This is a genomic window from Blastomonas ursincola (genome assembly GCF_013607875.1).
Classification (GTDB): Bacteria; Pseudomonadota; Alphaproteobacteria; order Sphingomonadales; family Sphingomonadaceae; genus Blastomonas; species Blastomonas ursincola.
Genome location: NZ_VDES01000001.1, coordinates 759,553 through 780,850 on the forward strand (window position 1 = coordinate 759,553; position 21,298 = coordinate 780,850).

The 21,298-nt window shown below is 65.2% G+C and carries 20 protein-coding genes; 14 read left to right on the forward strand and 6 right to left on the reverse strand.

The annotated features are described in order from the left end of the window. Window positions 1-62: 62 nt before the first annotated feature. Window positions 63-1,526: a hypothetical protein gene (locus FG486_RS03660; protein ID WP_181266472.1), complete on the reverse strand. Its 1,464-nt coding sequence runs from the start codon at window positions 1,524-1,526 to the stop codon at window positions 63-65. A gap of 122 nt (window positions 1,527-1,648) precedes the next feature. Here FG486_RS03660 and FG486_RS03665 point away from each other — a divergent pair, with 122 nt between their 5' ends. The 5 genes from FG486_RS03665 (at window position 1,649) to FG486_RS03685 (ending at window position 6,950) form a co-directional block, all read left to right on the forward strand. After that, the gene (locus tag FG486_RS03665) at window positions 1,649-2,656 is read left to right on the forward strand and encodes a D-alanine--D-alanine ligase family protein (protein ID WP_066278127.1); all 1,008 of its coding nucleotides are present in this window, start codon (window positions 1,649-1,651) and stop codon (window positions 2,654-2,656) included. Window positions 2,657-2,752: 96 nt separating this feature from the next. Beyond that, window positions 2,753-3,535, forward strand: a complete 783-nt coding sequence (locus FG486_RS03670) for a succinate dehydrogenase iron-sulfur subunit (RefSeq protein WP_181266473.1) — start codon at window positions 2,753-2,755, stop codon at window positions 3,533-3,535. A gap of 42 nt (window positions 3,536-3,577) precedes the next feature. Further along, entirely contained in the window at window positions 3,578-4,060 is a 483-nt protein-coding gene (locus tag FG486_RS03675; RefSeq protein WP_338401575.1) for a PaaI family thioesterase, read from the forward strand. Next, entirely contained in the window at window positions 4,057-5,208 is a 1,152-nt protein-coding gene (gene zapE, locus FG486_RS03680; protein ID WP_181266474.1) for a cell division protein ZapE, read from the forward strand. Before FG486_RS03675 ends, zapE begins: the two co-directional genes overlap by 4 nt. A gap of 101 nt (window positions 5,209-5,309) precedes the next feature. Continuing rightward, window positions 5,310-6,950 carry an ATP-binding protein gene (locus FG486_RS03685; protein WP_181266475.1) on the forward strand — a complete coding sequence of 547 codons (1,641 nt, stop codon included), beginning with the start codon at window positions 5,310-5,312 and terminating at the stop codon, window positions 6,948-6,950. 7 nt (window positions 6,951-6,957) lie between these two features. Here FG486_RS03685 and amaB read toward each other — a convergent pair whose 3' ends face one another. Continuing rightward, a complete protein-coding gene (gene amaB / locus FG486_RS03690; protein WP_181266476.1) occupies window positions 6,958-8,460 on the reverse strand; it encodes an L-piperidine-6-carboxylate dehydrogenase in 1,503 nt (500 codons plus the stop codon). Window positions 8,461-8,649: 189 nt separating this feature from the next. Here amaB and FG486_RS03695 point away from each other — a divergent pair, with 189 nt between their 5' ends. Genes FG486_RS03695 through FG486_RS03705 form a run of 3 tightly spaced genes read left to right on the forward strand, consistent with a single transcriptional unit; the run spans window position 8,650 to window position 12,894 of the window. Beyond that, on the forward strand, window positions 8,650-9,363 hold the full coding sequence (locus FG486_RS03695; protein WP_066282540.1) for a response regulator transcription factor: 714 nt from the start codon (window positions 8,650-8,652) through the stop codon (window positions 9,361-9,363). Further along, entirely contained in the window at window positions 9,360-10,685 is a 1,326-nt protein-coding gene (locus tag FG486_RS03700; RefSeq protein ID WP_181266477.1) for a FecR domain-containing protein, read from the forward strand. The genes FG486_RS03695 and FG486_RS03700 overlap by 4 nt, the downstream gene beginning before the upstream one ends. Further along, the gene (locus FG486_RS03705) at window positions 10,678-12,894 is read left to right on the forward strand and encodes a CHASE2 domain-containing protein (protein ID WP_181266478.1); all 2,217 of its coding nucleotides are present in this window, start codon (window positions 10,678-10,680) and stop codon (window positions 12,892-12,894) included. Before FG486_RS03700 ends, FG486_RS03705 begins: the two co-directional genes overlap by 8 nt. On the opposite strand, the gene FG486_RS03710 is transcribed toward FG486_RS03705, so the two are convergent. The 4 genes from FG486_RS03710 to FG486_RS03725 all read right to left on the reverse strand — a co-directional run bounded on the left by FG486_RS03710 (window position 12,891) and on the right by FG486_RS03725 (window position 16,362). Beyond that, window positions 12,891-13,430 (reverse strand): hypothetical protein, encoded by a 540-nt coding sequence (locus FG486_RS03710; RefSeq protein WP_181266479.1) that lies wholly within the window; start codon window positions 13,428-13,430, stop codon window positions 12,891-12,893. The two genes, FG486_RS03705 and FG486_RS03710, sit on opposite strands and share 4 nt — an antisense overlap. Further along, entirely contained in the window at window positions 13,427-14,683 is a 1,257-nt protein-coding gene (locus FG486_RS03715; RefSeq protein ID WP_181266480.1) for a M20/M25/M40 family metallo-hydrolase, read from the reverse strand. Before FG486_RS03715 ends, FG486_RS03710 begins: the two co-directional genes overlap by 4 nt. Before the next feature lie 135 nt (window positions 14,684-14,818). Next, complete coding sequence (locus FG486_RS03720) at window positions 14,819-14,992, reverse strand: hypothetical protein (protein ID WP_181266481.1); 174 nt, start codon at window positions 14,990-14,992, stop codon at window positions 14,819-14,821. Beyond that, complete coding sequence (locus FG486_RS03725) at window positions 14,989-16,362, reverse strand: class II 3-deoxy-7-phosphoheptulonate synthase (protein WP_181266482.1); 1,374 nt, start codon at window positions 16,360-16,362, stop codon at window positions 14,989-14,991. Before FG486_RS03725 ends, FG486_RS03720 begins: the two co-directional genes overlap by 4 nt. A gap of 146 nt (window positions 16,363-16,508) precedes the next feature. Between FG486_RS03725 and FG486_RS03730 the strand changes: the two genes are divergently transcribed. The 6 genes from FG486_RS03730 (at window position 16,509) to pal (ending at window position 21,274) form a co-directional block, all read left to right on the forward strand. Next, window positions 16,509-17,009, forward strand: coding sequence for a YbgC/FadM family acyl-CoA thioesterase (locus FG486_RS03730; protein WP_422125043.1), 501 nt, complete (start codon window positions 16,509-16,511; stop codon window positions 17,007-17,009). Beyond that, window positions 17,006-17,707 (forward strand): protein TolQ, encoded by a 702-nt coding sequence (gene tolQ / locus FG486_RS03735; RefSeq protein ID WP_181266483.1) that lies wholly within the window; start codon window positions 17,006-17,008, stop codon window positions 17,705-17,707. Before FG486_RS03730 ends, tolQ begins: the two co-directional genes overlap by 4 nt. Next, window positions 17,707-18,168, forward strand: coding sequence for a protein TolR (gene tolR / locus FG486_RS03740; protein ID WP_066282508.1), 462 nt, complete (start codon window positions 17,707-17,709; stop codon window positions 18,166-18,168). Before tolQ ends, tolR begins: the two co-directional genes overlap by 1 nt. 32 nt (window positions 18,169-18,200) lie before the next feature. Further along, window positions 18,201-19,148 (forward strand): flagellar biosynthesis protein FlhF, encoded by a 948-nt coding sequence (locus FG486_RS03745; protein WP_181266484.1) that lies wholly within the window; start codon window positions 18,201-18,203, stop codon window positions 19,146-19,148. A 117-nt stretch (window positions 19,149-19,265) separates the two neighbouring features. Then, window positions 19,266-20,570: a Tol-Pal system beta propeller repeat protein TolB gene (gene tolB / locus FG486_RS03750; protein WP_181266863.1), complete on the forward strand. Its 1,305-nt coding sequence runs from the start codon at window positions 19,266-19,268 to the stop codon at window positions 20,568-20,570. 185 nt (window positions 20,571-20,755) lie between these two features. Continuing rightward, window positions 20,756-21,274, forward strand: a complete 519-nt coding sequence (pal, locus tag FG486_RS03755; RefSeq protein ID WP_181266485.1) for a peptidoglycan-associated lipoprotein Pal — start codon at window positions 20,756-20,758, stop codon at window positions 21,272-21,274. Window positions 21,275-21,298 lie beyond the last annotated feature (24 nt).

The window sequence follows — 21,298 nt, forward strand, 5'->3', positions numbered from 1 at the left end:
AAAGGGGTGCCCCGCCAGACCGGCAGGGCGCCCCTTTTTCGTGCTGGTCGGTCGGGCGGGGCTCAGACGGCCGCGAGCGCCGCCTCGAACGCGTCGCCAATCGCCGCCATATCGGAATCGAGCTGCGCTTCGGCCGCGTCTCCCAGCGCCGCCAGCGCCACCATTTGCGGCATCGAAATCCCGATGCGCAATGTGCCGCGCACCTTGCCCATCATGTCCGGCCCCTGGAAGCGCGCGCACTTGACCGGCTGGCCCAGCCGCACGCCCGACTGCATCATCCTCAGCTGGATCGCCGTCGCACCGTCGAAATCGATCGCACGCCCCTCCCCGCTCAGATCCACGGTCGTCAGCGTGCGCATCTCGATGGGATGTGCCCCCGCGGATTCGCGATCGGCAAAGGGATATGGCGTCACACGCGTACCGCCGATCCGATCGACCAGCGCCAGCGAGGCACAGCGGAACTGTTCGACCACCCGCGCGATCGTGTGGAAATCGAGCGCCTGGAATCGCTCCAGCTCGAACAAGGCTGCCGCCAGCCGAACCGTCAGCCCGGCATTGCCGCTTGTCGGAAGGTTTTCCGCCCCTGCCCAGCTTTCGGGAAGCTCCGCGCGGCGGAAGATCGTGGCCATGCCCTCGCCCAGCGGCGCGATCCGCTGCGCCGTCGCGCGCGGCACCAGCGCAAAGCCGGCAAAGGGCGGACCACCCATGAACTTGGAACCGGTGAGCAGCACCACCGCGCCGCGCATCAGATAGGCGCTGATCGCGGGACTCGTGATCCGCGCCTGACAGGCATCGACGACAAAGCCGATCGAGTCGCCAAATTGCGTGATAAGCGCATCGATATCGTCGAGATGCGGCAGGATGAGCCCGGTTTTCGATCCATGCACCACATGCAGCAGCGGAAACTTGCCCGCGATCAGCGCACGTTCGATCTCGCTGCGCATCGCAGCCACAATCACCGCGCTGTCGAACGCCTCGCCGAAACCGTTGCGCACCGACACTTCGGAAAGCGACACGGGCGCGAGACCAGCCACCGGCTGTCCCTTGCTCGTCGGGACACCCAGCGCCGTCTGGCCAGCGAAATACTGCCCCGCCGCGCTCAGGATGCAGCCGCTGCCCACTTCGTCGGCGCCGAGCAAGACGTTGTGGATGCCCTGTGGCGCGCGGCCGGCAAACGCCTGGAGCGCGATATATTCCAGGTCCGTGCCCGAGGCGGAGAACGCGACATCCGTCCCCTTGGGCAGACCATAGGCGACCGCGATGCGATCGCGCAGGACCGAGAGGTGTCCGGCATAATCGGTGCCCACCATGTCCGCGTTCAGCCCATGATCAGCCACGAAATCGCACAGATGGTCGAAGGCGGGCTGCGAGATATCGTTCGCGGTCGATGACGCATAGGTCACCGTCTGACGCGGGAAGGGAGAGCTGAAATACTTGTTGGTGCCATCGGCATGCGCCGGGACGATTCGTTCGTCTCCACCGATCGTGAGCAGATGGCTGACCGTCTTGTGCAATTCCTGTTGCATCAAACTTATCTTTCGCTGCGCCCCCGAAGCGGATAAGGGCGCGGCTATAGGGGCGCTGGCCATTAAGGCAAGCCGCTTTGGCCCGACGCCCGTCCGCAAACCCAAAGAAAGTGCGTTTTGCCGTGAACCAATATCCTGCCCCGCTGACCATCGATGCGAAGACCCGCGAGACGCTCAAGGTGCTGTTCCTCGCCAAGCACGCGCTGGGCGATGGCTCGCTGCATCCGGAGGACGGCAACCATGCCGTGTACCACAATGAGGTGCGCACCATCCTGGAAGGTCTGTTCGACAATCTGCTGGTGGGCAACCAGTACGCGATGCTGTTCGATCCGCCCGAGGTCGATTTCGTCTTCTCGCTGCTCAACCGCGGCGGCTTCGTGAATTCGGAAATGCTGGTACCGCTGCTGTGCAACCGCAAGGGCCTGCCCTATCTCGGCGGCAGCCCGATCCTGCGCGGCCTTTCGGACGACAAGCACCTGTCCAAGCTCGTGGCCCGCGCGCGCGGTATCCCGACGGCCGACTGGGCGATCTATCGCAAGGGCGGCCCGGTCGACGAGAAGCTCTGCCCGATGGCCGAGCGCATGGTGATCAAGCCCAACGCCTCCTCGGCAAGCTGGGGCGTGCGCGACGCAGGCGACTGGGCAGGCGTGAAGGACGCGATCGCCGCGATTCACGAGGAAGGCCATGACGCGATCGTCGAGCCGTTCCTGACCGGTAGCGATGTCGAGGTGCCGGTGGTGACGATGCATGGCCGCCCGCTGATCCTGCCGATGATGCTGTTCGAACAGGCCGATCCGACTCACCTGCGCACCTATTGGGAAAAGCGCGACCTGGTCGAGCGCGCGAGCAAGTACGAGTTGGTCGATTTCGAAGGCTCGCCGTTCGAGGCAGAGATCGCCGCGCACACCGCCAATCTGGCGCAGGAATTCGTGCCCTTCGATTATGGCCGCTACGAATTCCGGCTCGATGCCGAAAAGGGCGAGCTGCATTTCCTCGAGGTCAATCTCAACTGCAACCTGTGGAGCCAGAAGGTCTTCGGCCGCTCCGCCGTGCGCGCCGGCTGGACGCAGGAACAGCTGATCGAGACGATCGTCGCGGAAAGCCTGCGCAGCCACGGGTTGATGGATTGAAAATCCTTTTCGGTTCAAGGTGCCATATGCAATTGAGCCTTGGCACCAAAATGACTATCTAGGCTCCCGGACGCATTGAAGGACGAGGGATTTTCCATGGCTACGTTTACGCTCCCGGCGAACAGCAAGATCACTGGCAAGGGCCAGGCGTTCAGCGCGAAGACCGGCGGGCGGCTGAAACGTTTCAAGGTCTATCGCTACGATCCCGACAGCGGTGAGAACCCGCGCTACGACACGTTCGACATCGATCTGGACGATTGCGGGCCGATGGTGCTCGACGCGCTGATCAAGATGAAGTCGGAACAGGATTCGACGCTCACCTTCCGCCGCTCGTGCCGCGAGGGCATTTGCGGATCGTGCTCGATGAACATCAACGGCCGAAATGGCCTGGCCTGCACCACCGCGATCGAGGACTGCAAGGGCGAGATCCGCATCACCCCGCTGCCGCATATGGACGTCATCAAGGACCTGGTTCCCGATTTCAGCCATTTCTACGCGCAATATGCCTCGATCCGGCCCTGGCTGCAGACCGTGACGCCGGTGCCCTCGGGCAAGGAGCGGCTGCAGTCGCCCGAGGATCGCGCCAAGCTCGATGGCCTATACGAGTGCATCCTGTGCGCGTGCTGCTCGACCAGCTGCCCGAGCTATTGGTGGAATTCGGACAAGTTCCTGGGTCCGGCGATCCTGCTCCAGGCCTATCGCTGGCTGGCCGACAGCCGCGACGAGATGACCGGCGAGCGGCTCGACGAGCTGGAAGACCCCTTCCGCCTCTATCGCTGCCACACCATCATGAACTGCGCGAATGTCTGCCCCAAGGGCCTGAACCCGGCGCGTGCGATTGCCGAGATCAAGAAGATGGAGGTCGAACGGCACGTCTGATCGGTCCATCCGCCGACAGACCCGTTCGATACCCCCGCACAGGTGGACGCAACCACTCTCGATATGCCCGACGATTTCGCGTTCGGCCCGGACCCCGATCGTCCGGGCTGGATGCGCTGGGCACTGCGCGAGCAGAACCGCTATAACAGCACGCTTGGGCCGATGTGGGTGATGAAGCGTGACGACGGCATCGTCGTCGTGCGCACGGAGCCTGAGCATCTGCAGGGCAATCTCGCCAACAACGTCCATGGCGGCGCTATCCTGACTCAGGTCGATATATCGCTGTTCGTCTGCGCGCGGCTGCATGGTGCTCTGCGGCATGGGCCTGCGGTGACGCTCGATCTCAACAGCCATTTCGTCGGCGCCGGCAAGGTCGGCCAACCGCTCGATGCCGAGGTGGAGATCATCCGCGAAACCGGTCGGTTGATGTTCCTGCGCGGGCTGGTGGTGCAGGCGGGAGAAACCGTCTGCGCATTCACCGGCACCATCCGCAAGACCCCTGCACCGCGCGCGAAATCGCAATGACCGGAACGCTCGCCCGCTACGACAGGATGGTCAGCGCGGGCGAATTGCGACCCGATGCCGATCAGCGCGCCGCTGCCGTGCGGCTGCAGGCGATGCAGGATGCGCTGGAGGCGGTGCCGCCGCGCGGATCGCTGCTGTGGCGTCTGATGGCGCGCGAGGCCAAGCCCGACCCCGTGCGCGGCCTCTACATGTTCGGCGGGGTGGGACGCGGCAAATCGATGCTGATGGACCTGTTCTACGAATCGGTCGCGATCAACCGCAAGGTCCGCGTCCATTTCCACGAGTTCATGCAGGACATTCACGCGCGGCTGCGCGTCGAGCGCGACAAGATGCAGGGCGACCCCATTCCGCCGGTCGCGCGTCAGTTCAGCGATAACTACCGGCTGATCGCATTCGACGAAATGGTCGTCAACAACAGCGCCGACGCGATGATCATGTCGCGGCTGTTCACCGCGATCATCGAGGCCGGGGTCACCATCGTCACCACATCGAATCGCCCGCCCGACGACCTGTACAAGGACGGGCTGAACCGCGAGCATTTCCTCCCCTTTATCGCTCTGATCAAGAACCGGCTCGACGTGCTCTCGCTGAATGGCCCCGTCGATTACCGGCTCGAGCGGTTGTCGGGGACCGACACCTGGCATGTGCCCAACGGTCCCGAGGCGACCGCTGCGCTGCGTGCCGCGTTCTTCCGCATGACCGATTATTCGCCCGACGATGCCGCGCATGTGCCGAGCGCCGTTGTGCCGATCAGCGGCGGGCGCACGATTCACGTGCCCAAGTCGCTCAAGGGTGTTGCCGTCTTCTCGTTCAAGAAGTTGTGCGGAGAGGCGCGCGGCGCGCCGGATTATCTCGCCATTGCAAGACGCTATCACACGGTGTTTCTGGTCGGCATCCCGCGCCTGGGCCCGGAAAACCGCAACGAGGCAGCACGCTTCGTCACGCTGATCGACGCACTGTACGAGATGAAGGTCAAGCTGATCGCCTCGGCCGATGCCGAACCTGCCGACCTGTATGCCAGCGGCGATGGCCGGTTCGAATTCGACCGGACGATCTCGCGGCTGATGGAAATGCAGTCCGACAGCTATCTGGCTTTGGGGCATGGTGCGCGATCGGGCGCAGAGGACCTCGCGACCGCATCGCTGTGAAGCGATCAGTAATGTCGCAAAGCTTTGCAAAACCAACATAAGTTTGCGTCGGCGACGCGAACCGGTCTATCAAGGGATGCTTTCCGAACGGAACATCATCCATGCTGAAACGACTGGCCATCGCAACCGGTTGGGCGCGCAGAACGCGGCGCTCCCCGGCCCTGCGCATCGGGATCGCGATCGCGGCCTTCGCCATCGGCGTGGGCGGGCGGTTGGCGCTCGATGCCTATCTGACCGGCGTGCCCTTCATCACGCTGTTCGGCGCAATCGTCATCGCCGCATTTTTTGCGGGCTTCTGGCCGGCGATGCTGACAACGGTGCTCGGGGCCATCGCGCTGGAAGTGCTGATCATGCCAAGCATGGCACTGGCACGATCGCATGATCTCGACTGGCTGCCGATGACCTTTTTCCTGCTCACCAGCCTGATGATCTCGCTAATCATCGAAAGCGTGTTCCGCGCGCATGACGATCGGCTGGCGGTGGCCGAGGAACTGGCTCGGCTGAATGCCGGGCTGGACGATCTGGTGGCAGAACGCACCGCGCAGCTGGAACAGCAGGTTGCAGAGCGCCAGATTGCCGAGGCGCGGCTGCACCAGGCAGAAAAGCTCGACGCGATCGGGCATCTTACCGGCGGCATCGCGCATGATTTCAACAACATGCTGGCAATCATTACCGGCTCGCTCGATCTGGCCAAGCGGCGGTTAGGCGGCCAGGGCGATGCCCGCATCGTCAGCCATATCGACAATGCCGCCAATGCCGCCGACCGCGCCGCAGCGCTGACGCACCGGTTGCTTGCCTATGCGCGCAAGCAGCCGCTCGATCCGCGACGGCTGGATATCAACGCGCTTGTCGGATCGGTCCACGCGCTGCTCGAACGGACGCTGGGCGAACAGGTCGTCGTCGAACTGCAGCTCGATGGCGATGTCTGGCCTTGCACGGTCGATCAGACCCAGCTGGAAACCGCGATCATCAATCTGGCGGTCAACGCGCGCGACGCCATGCCCGATGGCGGCAAGCTGATGATCGAGACGACCAATGTCACGCTCGACGCGGCCTATGCCGGCCAGCAGGAAGACCTTGCGCCAGGCGATTATGTCCGCATCGCGATCAGCGACACCGGGCTCGGCATGTCGCCCGAGGTACAGGCGCGTGCGCTCGATCCCTTCTTCACCACCAAGGATGTCGGCAAGGGCACCGGCCTCGGCCTCAGCCAGGTCTATGGTTTCCTCAAGCAGTCGGGCGGGCACCTCAACCTGTATTCCGAACAGGGCAAGGGCACGACGGTGAAGCTCTACCTGCCGCGCGCGCCCGAGCTGTCCGGAGAGGAAGAGCCCGGCAGCCAGACCGCCATGCGCTTCACGCCGCCCCAGAACCTCACCGTGCTGGTGGTCGAGGACGATGACGGGGTCCGCGCGATGGCGCGCGCCAGCCTTATCGAACTGGGCTTCATCGTGCACGATGTCGACAGCCCGATCGAGGCGGTGCAGCTGATCGAGAATGGCCTGGCAATCGATCTGCTGTTCACCGATGTGGTGATGCCGCACATGAACGGACGCCAGCTGGCTGACCGGCTGCGCGAGTCCCGGCCCGATCTCAAGGTGCTCTACACCACCGGCTATACCCGCAATGCCATATTGCACAACGGCGTGATCGACAGCGATGTCGTGCTGCTGGTCAAACCCTATAGCGTCGACGATCTCGCCAGGAAGATCATCGACGCGCTGGGCCCCTCGATCAACTGACCGCCCGTTACAATTCGAACCGCACGCCTTGCGCCAGCGGCAGCGCGCGCGAATAGTTCACCGTGCTGGTCTGACGACGCATATACGCCTTCCAGCTGTCCGATCCGGATTCGCGGCCGCCGCCGGTTTCCTTCTCGCCGCCGAACGCGCCGCCGATTTCCGCGCCTGACGTTCCGATATTGACGTTGGCGATACCGCAATCGCTGCCCGCTGCCGCAACGAAGCTCTCCGCCTCGCGCAGATCGTTGGTGAAGATCGAGGACGACAGGCCCTGCGTGGCGGCATTGTTGAGCGCGATCGCCTCGTCGAGATCGTCATAGCGCAGGCAATAGAGGATCGGCGCGAAGGTCTCGCGCAGCATCGGCCCGGTCTGCGCCGACATTTCGACCACTGCGGGGCGGACATACACCCCCTGGCCCGGCCCCGCGATGCGTTCACCGCCGTGTACCGTGGCACCCGCCGCGCGCGCGTCGGCCAGCGCGTCGCGCATGGCGGCATAGGCGGCGCCATCGATCAGCGGCCCTGCCAGATTGGCCGGATCGCGCGGATCCCCGATGGGCAGGCGGGCTGCGGCAGAGATGATGCGCGGCACGAAGCTTTCATAGACCGAGCGATGCACGAGCAGCCGCCGCAGCGAGGTGCAGCGCTGTCCGGTGGTTCCCATGAAGCCGAAGGCGCAGCCGGTCAGCGCCAGCTCCATGTCCGCGCTCGGTGCGACGATCGTCGCGTTGTTGCCGCCCAGCTCCAGCAGGCTGCGTGCAAAGCGCTTCGCCGCAGCCTGGCCGACCGTGCGTCCCATCGCCGTGCTGCCCGTGGCGGAGATCAGGGCCATGGCGGGATGATCGACCAGGGCAGCACCGGTCGCGCTATCGCCCAGCACCAGCTGCGACAGACCTTCGGGTGCATCGGGACCAAATTCGCCCGCCACCTTGTCGAACAGCGCCTGCACCGCGATTGCGGTCAGCGGCGTCTTTTCGGACGGCTTCCACACGATGCTGTCACCGCAGACCAGGGCCAGTGCGGCATTCCAGGCCCAGACGGCCACGGGAAAGTTGAACGCGGTGATGATCGCGACCGGACCCAGCGGATGCCAGGTCTCGCTCATGCGATGGCCGGGGCGCTCGCTGGCGATGGTCAGCCCATGCAGCTGGCGTGACAGGCCCACAGCGAAATCGCAGATATCGATCATCTCCTGCACCTCGCCCAGCCCCTCGGACAGCGGTTTGCCGCAATCGAGCGTGACCAGCAGGCCGAGTTCGGTCTTGCGGGCCCGCAACGCGTCGCCGAAACGCCGGACAAGTTCTCCCCGGCGAGGCGCAGGTACCGAACGCCAATGGGAAAAAGCCGCCAGGGCGCGATCCGCGACAAGGTTGACCTGATCCGCCGAGGCGGGCGTAAAACCGCCGATTGTCAGGCCGTCTACCGGGCTGAATATCTCCCGATTACCTTCCGGAATGGCCACACCAAAAGTGGAGTAAATATATCCAATATCAACTTTGCTCGGGTTCATCTTATCCTCTGATGTCAATTCTTGATCGGTTTGGATGCGCAAAGTCCCGGAATTCCGCCGCCCTGAGACCATCCGCGTGTAAAGCTATGTAAAAACGTATACGAGGGGACTCGCCAATTACCGCAAAAACAGGCATTTGCATGCTTAACAAGAGTTAAGACCAATCCGGGCGCATGTCGGGGGAATTTGATGCGCATCGCAATCGCGGATGATGACGCAGGCAGTCTCGCCTTTCTTGAAAACGTTGTCATTGGCATGGGTCATATCTGCGCCAAATTCGGCGACGGAGAAAGGCTGGCGGCTGCCCTGTTGAGGGATACGTTCGATCTTGTCATGCTGGACTGGAACATGCCTGGCAAGTCCGGTCTGCAGATCGTCGAATGGATGCAGACGACGGTCGAGAGCCCCCCGCCGGTGATCATGCTGACCGCGCGCACCGCCAAGCGCGACGTCACCGATGCGCTCAATGCCGGGGCCGACGACTATATCTGCAAGCCCGAGGAGGAAAGCGTGATTGCCGCGCGCATCGCAGCGGTGCTGCGGCGCACGCATGGCGGCGCGACGATGGAAAAGATCGCCGAGTTCGGCGGCTATCGCCTCGACCGCATGGCCCAGACGATCCGCCATGATGGCGCCGATATCGTGCTCACCGCCAAGGAATTCGAGCTGGCCGACCTGCTGTTCCGCAACCGCGACCGCACGCTGTCGCGCGCGTACATCATGGAAACGATCTGGCGCACGAGCGCCGATCTCGCCACGCGCACGCTGGACATGCACATCTCGCGGGTCCGATCGAAGCTCAGTCTCAAGCCGGAAAACGGTTTTCGCATCTTCACCGTTTTCGGCTATGGCTATCGGCTCGAGACGACTGATCCATCCAAGGACCCTGAAGCAACCGGATGACCCTGCGTGCCGCGCCGACGTTCTGGCTGATGTTGCTGATGCTGCTCGCCGGCGGCCTGGCCGTGGCCAGGCCAGCGGTGGCACAGGTGCGCGATGACGACACGGTCACCTATACCGTGCGCAAGGGCGACACGCTGATCCAGCTGGCCCGCGATTACATGCTGCGCGAGACCGACTGGAAGGAAGTCCAGCGGATCAACCGCGTGGCCGATCCCTACAAGCTGCCGATCGCCAGCCAGCTGTCACTGCCGATCCATCTGCTGCGATCGCGCCCGGCCAGCGCGACGATCGCCGCGTTTCGCGGCCAGGCGCTCGCATCGGTAGCCAATGCTCCACTGCGCAGCGTTGCCATGGGTCAGGCACTGGGCGAAGGCGCGCGCGTGACCACCGGGCCTGCCTCCTCGCTCTCGCTGTCGCTGACCGATGGTTCGGTCATCACCCTGCCGTCCAACAGCGCGCTGAGAATCGGGCGGCTGCGCAAGCTGCTGATCACCGACAGCATCGATTACGACCTGACGCTGGAGACCGGATCGGCCCGTAGCCGTGTTACGCCGTTCCGCAACCGCGACGACCGCTTCCGCCTGCGCAACCCGATTGCGGTGTCCGCCGTCCGCGGAACCGATTTCCGCACGCATTTCGATGCCGGCACCGAAACCTCTCGATCCGAGCTCATCGAGGGCGGCATTGCGCTGAAGGCGAGATCGGCCGAGGAGACACAGCTCGCGCCCGAGTTCGGCGCGGTGATCGGCAGCAGCGGCGCCATTGCCGTCGAGCCCTTGCTGCCCGCGCCGCAACTGATCGGCGGAGCAGGTGTCCAGCGCGCTCCGATGGTTGCCTTTACGGTGCAGCCCGTGGCCGGTGCGCAAGCCTATCGGTTGCAGATAGGCCGCGACAGCGGTTTTGTGGACATTGTCGAGGATGTGTCCGGCAACAGCCCGGATTTTACTGTGCCCTCGCTCGGGAATGGCCGCTATTTTGCCCGGTTCACGGCGATTGCCGCATCGGGACTGGAAGGCCTGCCCGGCACCATCGCCTTCCGGCGGAGGCTGGCCACCGCCACCCAGCCGGCGGTGCCCGGTCAGGATGGCTATGTCTTCCGATGGATTGGTTCCGGCGAGGGCATGCGGCGCTACCGCTTCCAGTTGCGCCGCGAGGACAGCCCGAGTTGGCTGGTCGATGAAGCGGGGCTGGCCGGATCTTCGATCATCTTGAGCGACCTGTCGCCAGGCCGTTACCTCTGGCGGGTCGGCACGACGACGCACAGCGAAGACGAGACCGATACCGACTGGACCGCGATGGAGAGCTTCGTCCTTGGTGAATGAGCCGAGGAAGGGCGCAGCTGGCGGATCGGCAGGATTGCGCCGTCGCTTCCATATCGAGTGGGTCTGGGTCACGGCGCTCTCGTCGGTGCTCGTGATCGCCGCTTTGCTCGGTGGCTGGACGCGCCCCGCCGACGATCTGCTCTACGATGCCGCGATGCGCGCCGCCCCGGCCGAGGCCGATCCGGATATCCTGATCGTCGCGATCGACGAGCCGAGCCTGGCCGCGCTGGGCCGCTGGCCCTGGCCGCGCCGCCTGCATGCGGAATTGCTCCAGCGGCTCGCCGATGCGGGTCCGCAATCGGTAGCGATGGACCTGCTGCTGACCGAGCCTTCCGCCGATGACCCTGCGCTGGCCGAAGCCATGCAGCGCCTCGGCGTGCGTCTCCCGGTGCAATTCCTCGTCCCCGGTCGCAACGGCCAGGCCTTCGAGCGGATCGATCCGGTGGACGCACTTGCCAGGAGGGCCGCTGCCATCGGCCATGCGAACACGCAAATCGACGCCGACGGCACCGTGCGCGCTGCGGCGCTGTGCTTTTGCGCCACGGAAGATAGCGCACCGCTGCCGCACCTGATGGCACTGAGCGGACAGGCCGCCGATTGCGATGCGGCACGGCGGCTGCGCTTTGCTCCACCCGAAAGCTTTGCGACCATTTCCTATGTCAGCGTGCTGCGCGGCGAGGTGCCGCAAGCTCTCCTCGCCGGCCGCAGGGTGCTGATCGGCATGACAGCGCAGGGCCTGGGCGATCGCTATCCCGTGCCTGTATCCGATGGCGGCAACATGCCGGGGGTGGAGATCAACGCGAACATCGCCAATGCCCAGTTGCAGGATGGCTGGGTGCATTCGCTCCCGCGCCCGCTGCAGATCGCCCTCGCCCTTGCTCCGGCCTGGCTGCTGATGCTCGGCTTCTGGCGCATCCGCCCGCGCGCCGCGAGCCTGCTCGCGATCGGACTGATGCTGGCGACACTGATGCTCAGTACTGCGGCACTGGCGGCGAACTGGTGGATCGCGCCCGGCCCCGCACTGCTGGGGATAGCGCTTGTCTATCCGCTATGGGGTTGGCGCAGGCTGCAGGCGACCAGCGATTATATGCGCAGCGAGCTCGCCCGGCTCGAGAACGAAGAGTCGCTTCCCCTCACCCGCTCCATGGCAGGCGATAGCGACCATGTGACCCGTCAGGCCGAACAGCTGGCCGGCGCGATCGCCCAGTTGCGCGATCTCAAGCGGCTGGTCGGCGATGCGCTGGCGGGCTTGCCCGATCCGGCCCTGGTCAGCGATCTGGCGGGTCGTATCGTGCTCACCAATGCTGCAGCAACGTCCGCTTTCGGCGACGGGCTGCTCGGGGCGGAGGTCGATGGTCTGCTTGCCGATATTGCCGAGGCGGCAGCACGCAAGCCGGTCGCGGCCTATCTCGCCAACCCGGACAGCGGCCATATCGAGTTCGAGGCAAGCGACGGCCGCGCGTTCGTGCTGCGCCGCGCTGCGATTGTCGGCGCCGATGGACAGCCGCGCGGGCGGATCGATTATCTTACCGACATCACTGTCATCGCCCATGCGCGGCGCGAGCGCGAGCGGGTGCTACAACTGCTGTCGCATGACATGCGCGCGCCCCAGGCTGCGATCCTGGCCCTGCTGGCGACAGATGGTGACACGGTCGACCGAGCGCGCATCGCACGGCATGCGCGCCAGACGCTAACCCTCGCCGACAGCTTCGTCGATCTCGCCCGCATGCAGGAGCGGGGTTTCGATCCCGAGCCGGTGATCGCGGCGGACCTTGCCAGCGAGGCCGCCGACAGCCTGTGGCCGATCGCCCAGCAGCGGGGTGTGCAGATCCGCGTCATCGACGAAAGCGACTGCGCCTTTGTCGCTGCCGAACGCGAAAGCCTGTTCCGCGCCATCGTCAATCTGATCGACAATGCGGTGAAGTACAGCCCCGATTCCGGCACGGTCACGGTGCAGATAGAACGCGTGTCGGGGCAGGTGCGGCTGAGCATTCGCGATCAGGGCAAGGGCATCAACCCGGAGATCATGCCGCACCTGTTCGAACGCTTTGCCAGCGAGAATGCCGGTCACGCCGTCAAGGGCATCGGGCTGGGTCTCAACTATGTCGCGGCCGTGGTGCAGCGCCATGGCGGCGCGATTGCTGCGCACAATGCTGCAGACGGCGGCGCGGCATTCGAGCTGACGCTGCCGCTGGACGATCCCGACTAGCGCGTGCCCTTGCGAGCGATCTGGACGCTGCCCGGGCCGACATCCAGCCGGTCGACGGCAGCGCTGACCAGATGCGGCAGGCTGTCGGTGAGCCGCGCCCTGCAGTGAAATTCGGAAGCGTCGCTCGCAAAGGCGACATCGCCCGTCACGCGCTCGGTCAGCGTGATCGTCAGCCGATGGTCGCTTCTGGCGCAGCCGCTGTTGTTGCTGCGATCCGCTGCCGGGGCGATGGTGCCTGCAACCTTGCCCAGATCATCGCCAGCCTTGACCGCGATGCTCGCCGGACGTTCGGCCAGCGTCACCGCGAGCAGATAGTCCCCCCCTGCCTGCTGGTTCCAGCCGCGCTGGCGCAGTGCGGCTGTGACCATGTCGCGCGCCTGGCCGGGAAAGATGTCACCGTCATCGGACATGGCGACCAGTTCGAAGCTGGCGCGCGGCGGCAGCGGCCGCGGCGCGGTGGCATCGACCCGCGTCACCACCGGCGCGGCGCACCCCACCAGCAACAATGCCGCGACAAGCGCCGACGCGCGGATCATTTCTTCGTCCAGTCGAGATTGGCCACCGCGACCACCAGCGCCAGGCCGGACGAGAGCCCGTTGATGAAGGCGTTGCGCTCGATGTTGACATATTCATCGACCGAATGCGCGCGGCCACCGCCGCCGCCCGAACCGATGGTGATCGCCGGGATGCCCAGGCTCATCGGAATATTGGCATCGGTCGAGGAGGCCTGGAGCTGGGTTTCGAAGCCGTGATCGGCGAGCACCTTGCGGCTGGTGACGACCAGCGGATGGGTATCCGCCGTGCTGCCCGCAGGCCGGTCGCCGATCCGCTTCTTCTCGGCCGCGATCGTCCCGACATTGGTCGAGCGGGCGTAGTTTTCCGCCGTCACTGCCTCATCGACGATCGCCAGGAAGCGCTGCTCGAGCCGGTCTAGCGCCTTGGGATCGGGCGAGCGCATGTCGACCTGAAGCTCGATGCGGTCGGGGATCGAGTTGACCGAGGTGCCGCCCGAGACGACACTGGCGGCATAGCTGGTGCGCGGGTTCGCGGGCACATCGGTCTCGTACAGGCGGCGCACGGTATCGGCCATCGCGACCATGGGGTTGACGATGCCGAACGCGCCATAGCTGTGCCCGCCGGGGCCGGTGAACGCGACATTGTAGCGCTTGGAACCCACCGCCTGGTTGACGATGCGCGACGGATCGGACCCGTCGACCGAGACGAACGCGGCGATCCGGTCCTTGTAGGCGTTCTTGGTGAACAGGAAGCGTACACCGCGCAGATCGCCCGGTCCCTCCTCGCCCACGGTCGCGACGAACAGGATGTCGTGCTTCGTTTCCACCTTGGCGGCATTCATCGCGCGGATCCAGGCGAGCAGGCCAGTGAGACCGACCGTATCGTCGCCGACGCCCGGCGCGTTCAGCGTATTGCCCTCGCGCCGCACCTTCACATCGGTGCCCTTGGGGAAAACGGTGTCGAGATGCGCGGTGATCGCGACCAGCGGCCCGCCCGCCGGGGCCGTCCCGCGCCGGATGCCGGTGACATTGCCCTCGGCATCGATCGCGACCTCGGCGAGCCCCAGCGCCTTGAACTGCTGCTCGAAATAGGCCGCACGCGCCTGTTCGCCGAACGGCGGCGCGGGGATTTCGGTGATGGTGATCAGTTCCTTGACGATCCGGTCATAATCGCCCGCCAGCGCGGTCTTGGCGGCACCAGCATCCTGCGCGAGTGCGGGGGCGACAAGGCTGGCGCTGAGCGCGAGCGTGGCGATGAAACGGCGGATGGTCATGTGTTCCCCTTGCTCAATCCTGACTCCCCTCCCTGCAAGGGAGGGGTTGGGGGTGGGTAATGCGTCCAGGCGCAAACGTGGCGCAGACGACCCACCCCTGCCCCTCCCTGGCCAGGGAAGGGACCACCTTTTTTATCAATCCCGCGTCAGCAGGAAATAGATCACATAGAACCACGAAAAGAAGCCGTGGATGATCGCCCAGAGCACCGATTTGTGCGCGGTATAGCTGATTGCGATGGCGAGCGCGCTGCCAAAGCCGACGCCGTTGCGAACGACCTCCTTCTGGACGATGACCCGGCGTTCGCTCATGCCGCCTTCCGGGTGGAGGCTGCGACCTCGGCATTCAGCATCTCGGCCACCTCGAAGGCGACTTCGAGCGACTGGGCAGCGTTGAGCCGCGGGTCGCAATGCGTGTGATAGCGGTCGCCCAGCGCCTCGTCGGTGATCGCGATCGCGCCGCCGGTGCATTCGGTGACATTCTGACCGGTCATCTCGATATGGATGCCGCCGGCATGCGTGCCCTCAGCGCGGTGAACGGCGAAGAAGCCGCGCAACTCGGCCATGATCCGCTCGAACGGCCGCGTCTTGAAGCCGCTTTCGGACTTGACGACATTGCCGTGCATCGGGTCGCACGACCAGATGACCGGATGGCCCTCCTTCTTCACCGCACGCACCAGCGGGGCGAGCCCTGCTTCGACCTTGTCGTGCCCGAAACGGCTGATCAGCGTCATCCGGCCCGGAATGCGCGCGGGGTTGAGCGTGTCGAGCATGTTCAGCAGCGCATCGGTGCTCAGGCTCGGCCCGCACTTGATGCCGATCGGGTTGCCGATGCCGCGCAGGAACTCGACATGCGCCGATCCCTCGAACCGGGTACGGTCGCCGATCCACAGGAAATGCGCCGAGGTATCGTACCAGTCGCCGGTCAGCGAATCGCGCCGGGTCATCGCTTCCTCGAACGGCAGCAGCAGCGCCTCGTGGCTGGTGTAGAAGCTGGTGCCCTGAAGCTGCGGCACGGTATCGGTGCTGATGCCGCAGGCGCGCATGAAGTCCATCGCCTCGCTGATCCGGTCCGCCGTCTCGGCATAGCGCTCGGCCCAGGGGCTGCGGCCCATGAAATCGTGCATCCACTGCTGCACCTGCTGCAGGCTGGCATAGCCGCCGCTGGCAAAGGCGCGCAGCAGGTTGAGCGTCGCCGCGCTCTGCGAATAGGCGCGGACCATGCGCGCGGGATCGGGCTCGCGCGTTGCCGCCTCGAACTCGATGCCGTTGATATTGTCGCCGAAATAGCTGGGCAGCTCGAGTTCGCCCTGCTTTTCGGTCGGGGCGGAGCGCGGCTTGGCGAACTGGCCCGCCATGCGGCCGAGCTTCACCACCGGGCGCTTCGAGGCAAAGGTCATCACCACCGCCATCATCAGCAGCACGCGGAAGGTGTCGCGAATGTTGTTGGGGTGGAATTCGGCAAAGCTCTCGGCGCAATCGCCGCCCTGCAGCAGGAACGCCTCGCCAGCGGCGACGCGCGCGAGTTCCTTCTCCAGGCTGCGCGCTTCGCCCGCAAAGACCAGCGGCGGATAGGTCTTGAGCGTGGCCTCGGCATCGGCCAGCGCAGCGGCATCGCGATACGCCGGGATATGCCGCGCCTCATGGGTTCGCCAGCTATCGGGGGTCCACTTGCCTGCCACGTCATTCACTCCAAAATATCTCCGGCAAGGTACGCCGGGCCGCGCCCCATAGCAATGTCGGGCGCAAAATGCAGCAGGCAATTGGCACTAATGTTCCAATGCGGGCCGCCAAGCCTTGCCTTTGATGTCGCAAAGACTCTAAGCGGATGGCCATGGTTCCTCCCGACATCATCCCGTTCGCTGGCCGGTTCGAGGGGCGCACGCATTATTTCGCGCTGCGCGTCTATTTCGAGGACACTGATTTTTCAGGCATTGTCTATCACGCCAATTACCTGCGCTATCTGGAGCGCGCCCGTTCGGACATGCTGAGCGGCCTCGGCATCGACCAGCGCGGCACGTTCGAAACCGGCAATGGCGTCTATGCGGTCGCCGACATGGCGCTCAAGTTCGTGCGCCCGGCCAAGATGGACGATGCGCTGATCGTGATGAGCCAGGTCACAAGGCTGCGCGCTGCGGCGTGCATCATTCATCAACGAGTCATCCGGCGCAGCCAATTTGTCGTCGAATCGTTTGAGACACTGCTGGAGGCAGAGGTTACCGCTGCCTTCATCAACCCCGAGGGGCGCCCCATCCGCCAGCCGCGCGCCTGGGTGGAGGCGTTCAACACCATCCTTGCTACCGACCAGAAAGATCCGTCCCCGCTATGATCGATACCATGGGCCTGACCCCCGATGCCGTCACCCTGTCGCCGCTCAAGCTGTTCATGCAGGCCGATCTCGTCGTCAAACTGGTGATGATCGGACTCGCGCTGGCCAGCATCTGGACGTGGACGATCATCATCAGCTTCGGGCTGAAGATCGCCAAGATCGGCAAGGACAACACCGCCTTCGAGCAGGATTTCTGGAAGGCGGGCGATATCGACGCGTTCTACAAGGCGCGCGGGCACGAGAAGCTGCCGAGTGCGCGCGTGCTCGCCGCCGGTGTCGCCGAGTGGCGGCGCACCACCAAGGGCCGCGTCACCGATCGCGACGGCGCGCGCCAGCGGCTCGCCACCGCGATGTCGTCGAGCGTGGGGCACGAGATCGACACCCTGTCCGATCGGCTGAATTTCCTCGCCACGGTCGGCTCGGTCGCACCGTTCGTCGGCCTGTTCGGCACAGTATGGGGGATCATGCGCAGCTTCACCGCGATCGCCGCCGAGCAGAACAGCTCGCTCGCGGTCGTAGCACCGGGCATTGCCGAAGCGCTGTTCGCCACCGCGATCGGGCTGTTTGCCGCGATCCCGGCGGTCATCGCCTATAACCGCTTCTCGCACCGGCTGAACAAGCTGGAGGGCAAGCTCTTCCGCTTCTCCGACGCGTTCCACGGCGAACTCAGCCGCGAGCTCGAAAAGGACAGCTTCTGATGGGCATGTCTGTGGGACCTTCGGGCGGAAGCGGTCGGCGGCGCGGCGGTTCGCGCGCGCCAATGGCGGAGATCAACGTCACCCCGTTCGTCGACGTGATGCTGGTGCTGCTGATCATCTTCATGGTCACCGCGCCGCTGCTGGTCGCGGGCGTGCCGATCGACCTGCCCGACAGCCGCGCCAATGCGCTGGAGCAGGAAAAGGAACCGGTGCAGATCTCGCTCGATGCCGAGGGCCAGGCGTTCATAGACGATGCGCAGGTCAGCATGGACGACCTGCCCGATGCGCTGGAGGCGCTGCGCAAGCAGCGCGGCGAGGACAATGGCGATGCCCCGCAGGTGATGCTGCGTGCCGATCGCTCGCTCGATTACGGCAAGGTGATGCTGGTGATGGGCGAGCTGAACCGCGCAGGCCTCAACCGCGTATCGCTGGTCACCACCGGTTCATCCGACCGCCCATAACCGGCCAGGCAGAAAGGCTTACGAGCACAGGAATGGAGAAAAGCGAGCGTCTTGGGCTTTCGGTGGCAGTGGTCGGCCATGTCGCGCTGTTTGCTGCGCTGTCGCTGGGCATTGCCAGCCGCAGCGAACTGAAGATGCCGGTCAAGCCGATCGAGGTGCAGCTGACCGACGAGGTGGGGCTCGAATCCCAATCGCCCACGCCCAATGTCGAGGCCGCAACCGCGACCGCCCCTGAAATCGCGCCCCAGGTCGAGAAAGCCGCGCCTGCTGCAGAGAGCGAGCCCGAACCTGCGCCGCCGCCTCCGGTCAAGCGGCCCGAGCCGCCCGCGCCCAAGGCTATCGAACGCCCTGCCCCGCCCAAGCCCAAGGCTGCCGAGAAGCCGCGCCCCGCGCCGGTGCCCAAGCCCGCACGCAGCACCCCGCCGCCGCCCGCCAAGCCGCAGCCCAAAGCGGCAGAGAAGCCCAGGCCCAAGGCCCCCGCCGACACGTCCGAGCGCCGCCGCCCCGACAAGCCGAAATCGACGCCAGCAGCCAAGCCGTCGGCCTCTTCGCCCGCCAAGGCCAGCCCCAACACCACCGCGCGCGCGCCGCGCATCGGCAAGGATTTTCTCGAAGGCGTGACCGACAAGCCCTCGACCAGCCGCGCGCAGACCCCGCCTGCTGCTACCATCGGCCCGGCGGTGGTCGCCTCGCTGCAGCGCGAACTGCTGCGCCAGGTCAAGCCGCACTGGGTGCCCCCGACCGGCGCGGACGCGGAACTTCTGCGCACGCGAGTCGTCGTGAAGCTGGACGAGAGCGGCAATATCGTCGGCACGCCGCAGGCCACCACCACCGGCGTGAATGCGAGCAACCGCGCGCAGGAGGCGCTGCACAAGGAGCGCGCGATCGCTGCTGTCCGCCGCGCCGCGCCGTTCAAGTTCCCCGCGCAATATTATGCAGAATGGCAGACCATCGAGCCAACCTTCTATCTGGGATTGTAAGCTATGCGAATTCCTAACCCCTCCCGCACCCCTTCCCCGTTTGTCCCGAGCGAAGTCGAGGGACCTGAGCACACGTCCCTCGACTTCGCTCGGGACAGACGGAAGTGGGCGCTGGGACTGTCTGCGGCGATTGCTGCCCTGCTCACCACCACCCCCGCTTATGCCCAGCTCGCGGTGGACGTCGACAATGCCGGCAACGCGGACCTCGTCATCGCGGTCCCGGCGCTGCCCACCCCGCAGAGCGAAAACACGCTTGCCGGCACCACCGAGGACCTTGGCAACCGCATCAGCGATGTCATCGCCTCCGACCTCGACCGCTCGGGCCTGTTCAAACCGATCGGGCGCAATGCGGTGAAGCGCATCACGGTCGACGAGGTCACCGCGCCGACCTTCCCCTATTGGCAGGGCCGCAGCGCCGCCGCACTGATCCAGGGTTTCGTCAAGTCGAACGGCGACGGCAAGATCACCGTGGGCTGCTATCTCTATGACGTGGCGCTGGGCAGCGAGCTCACCCGCCAGGGCTTTGTCGTCGAACCGGCGGACTGGCGCCGCGCCGCGCACAAATGCGCCGACAGCATCTATTCGCGCCTGTCGGGCGAAAGCCCGTTCTTCGACAGCCGCATCGCCTATATTGCCGAGACCGGGCCGAAGGGGAACCGCACCAAGCGCCTCGCGATCATGGATTCGGATGGCGCGAACCACCGCTTCATCACCAACGGCCAGTCGACCGCACTGACCCCGCGCTTCTCGCCCGACTACAAGCAGATCGCGTATCTCAGCTATGTCGACGGCAACCCGCGCATCTACGTCTATGACCTCGGCACCGGTCGCCAGCGGCTGGTGACGCAGAGCCGCAATCCCACTTTCGCGCCGCGCTGGTCGCCCGATGGCAAGTATCTGCTCTATTCGATGGCAATCGGCGGCAATACCGACATCTACAAGATCTCGGCTGAGGGCGGCACCCCTGTGCGGCTCACCGACGGTCCCGGCATCGATGTTGGCGGCAGCTTCTCGCCCGATGGCAGCCAGATCGTGTTCGAGAGCGACCGCAGCGGCGGCCAGCAACTTTACGTGATGAACGCCGACGGATCGAACCAGCGCCGGATCAGCTTTGGCGGTGGCCGCTATGCGACGCCCGAATGGAGCCCGCGCGGCGACCTCATTGCCTTCACCAAGATGCAGGGCAATTTCCGCATCGGCGTGATGAGCCCCTCGGGCGGCGGCGAGCGGTTGCTCACCAACAGCTGGCAGGACGAGGCGCCGACCTGGGCGCCCAATGGCCGCGTGATCCAGTTCTTCCGCACCGGACGCGGCGCAGTCAGCTCGACCGTATGGCAGGTGGACCTGACCGGTGCGAACGAACGCCGCCTGCCCACCCCGGTCGATGGCTCCGACCCCGCCTGGGGCCCGATCCTGCCGTGACGGAGCCTTTTATGGGTTCTGCGGGTTTACCCTGTCGATGAATGGAGTCAGACTTCCTTCATCTTAACATTGGTTATGTTTCACTACGGGGTCGCTTCGGCACGGTGTCCTTTAGCCCCGCACTTTCCCCACGGGGCCTAGTCTGTGTCGTCTGTATGGCCCCACACACAAGAAGGAGACGCTCGATGAGAACTGTCCGTAACACGCTTGTCCTGGCCACCGCCGTCATCGCATTGGGCGCCTGCGCCAAGAAGGCCCCGCCCGAGCTGCCGCCCGCGCCGGGTCCGGCTGTCGACAATTCGGCCGGACAGGGCAATTCGGGCGTCGGCAATGCCGTGGTTCCCGGCAGCCAGGCCGATTTCCTCGCCAAGGTCCGTTCAGACCGCATCCTCTTCGACCTCGACCGCTATAATGTCGATGCCGACGACCAGATCACGCTGCAGAGCCAGGCGCAGTGGCTGGCGCAGTACCCCAACAAGCAGGCGATCATCGAAGGCCATGCCGACGAGCGCGGCACGCGCGACTACAACCTCGCGCTCGGCGAACGCCGCGCCAATGCGGCCAAGAACTATCTCGTTTCGCTCGGCGTCAGCGAATCGCGCCTGCGCGTCGTCAGCTACGGCAAGGAACGCCCCGCTGCCATGGGTTCGGACGAGGCCAGCTGGGCCCAGAACCGCCGCGCGGTGACCGTGACGATCGACTGATCGTCCGGCCAAATGCCGAAATGA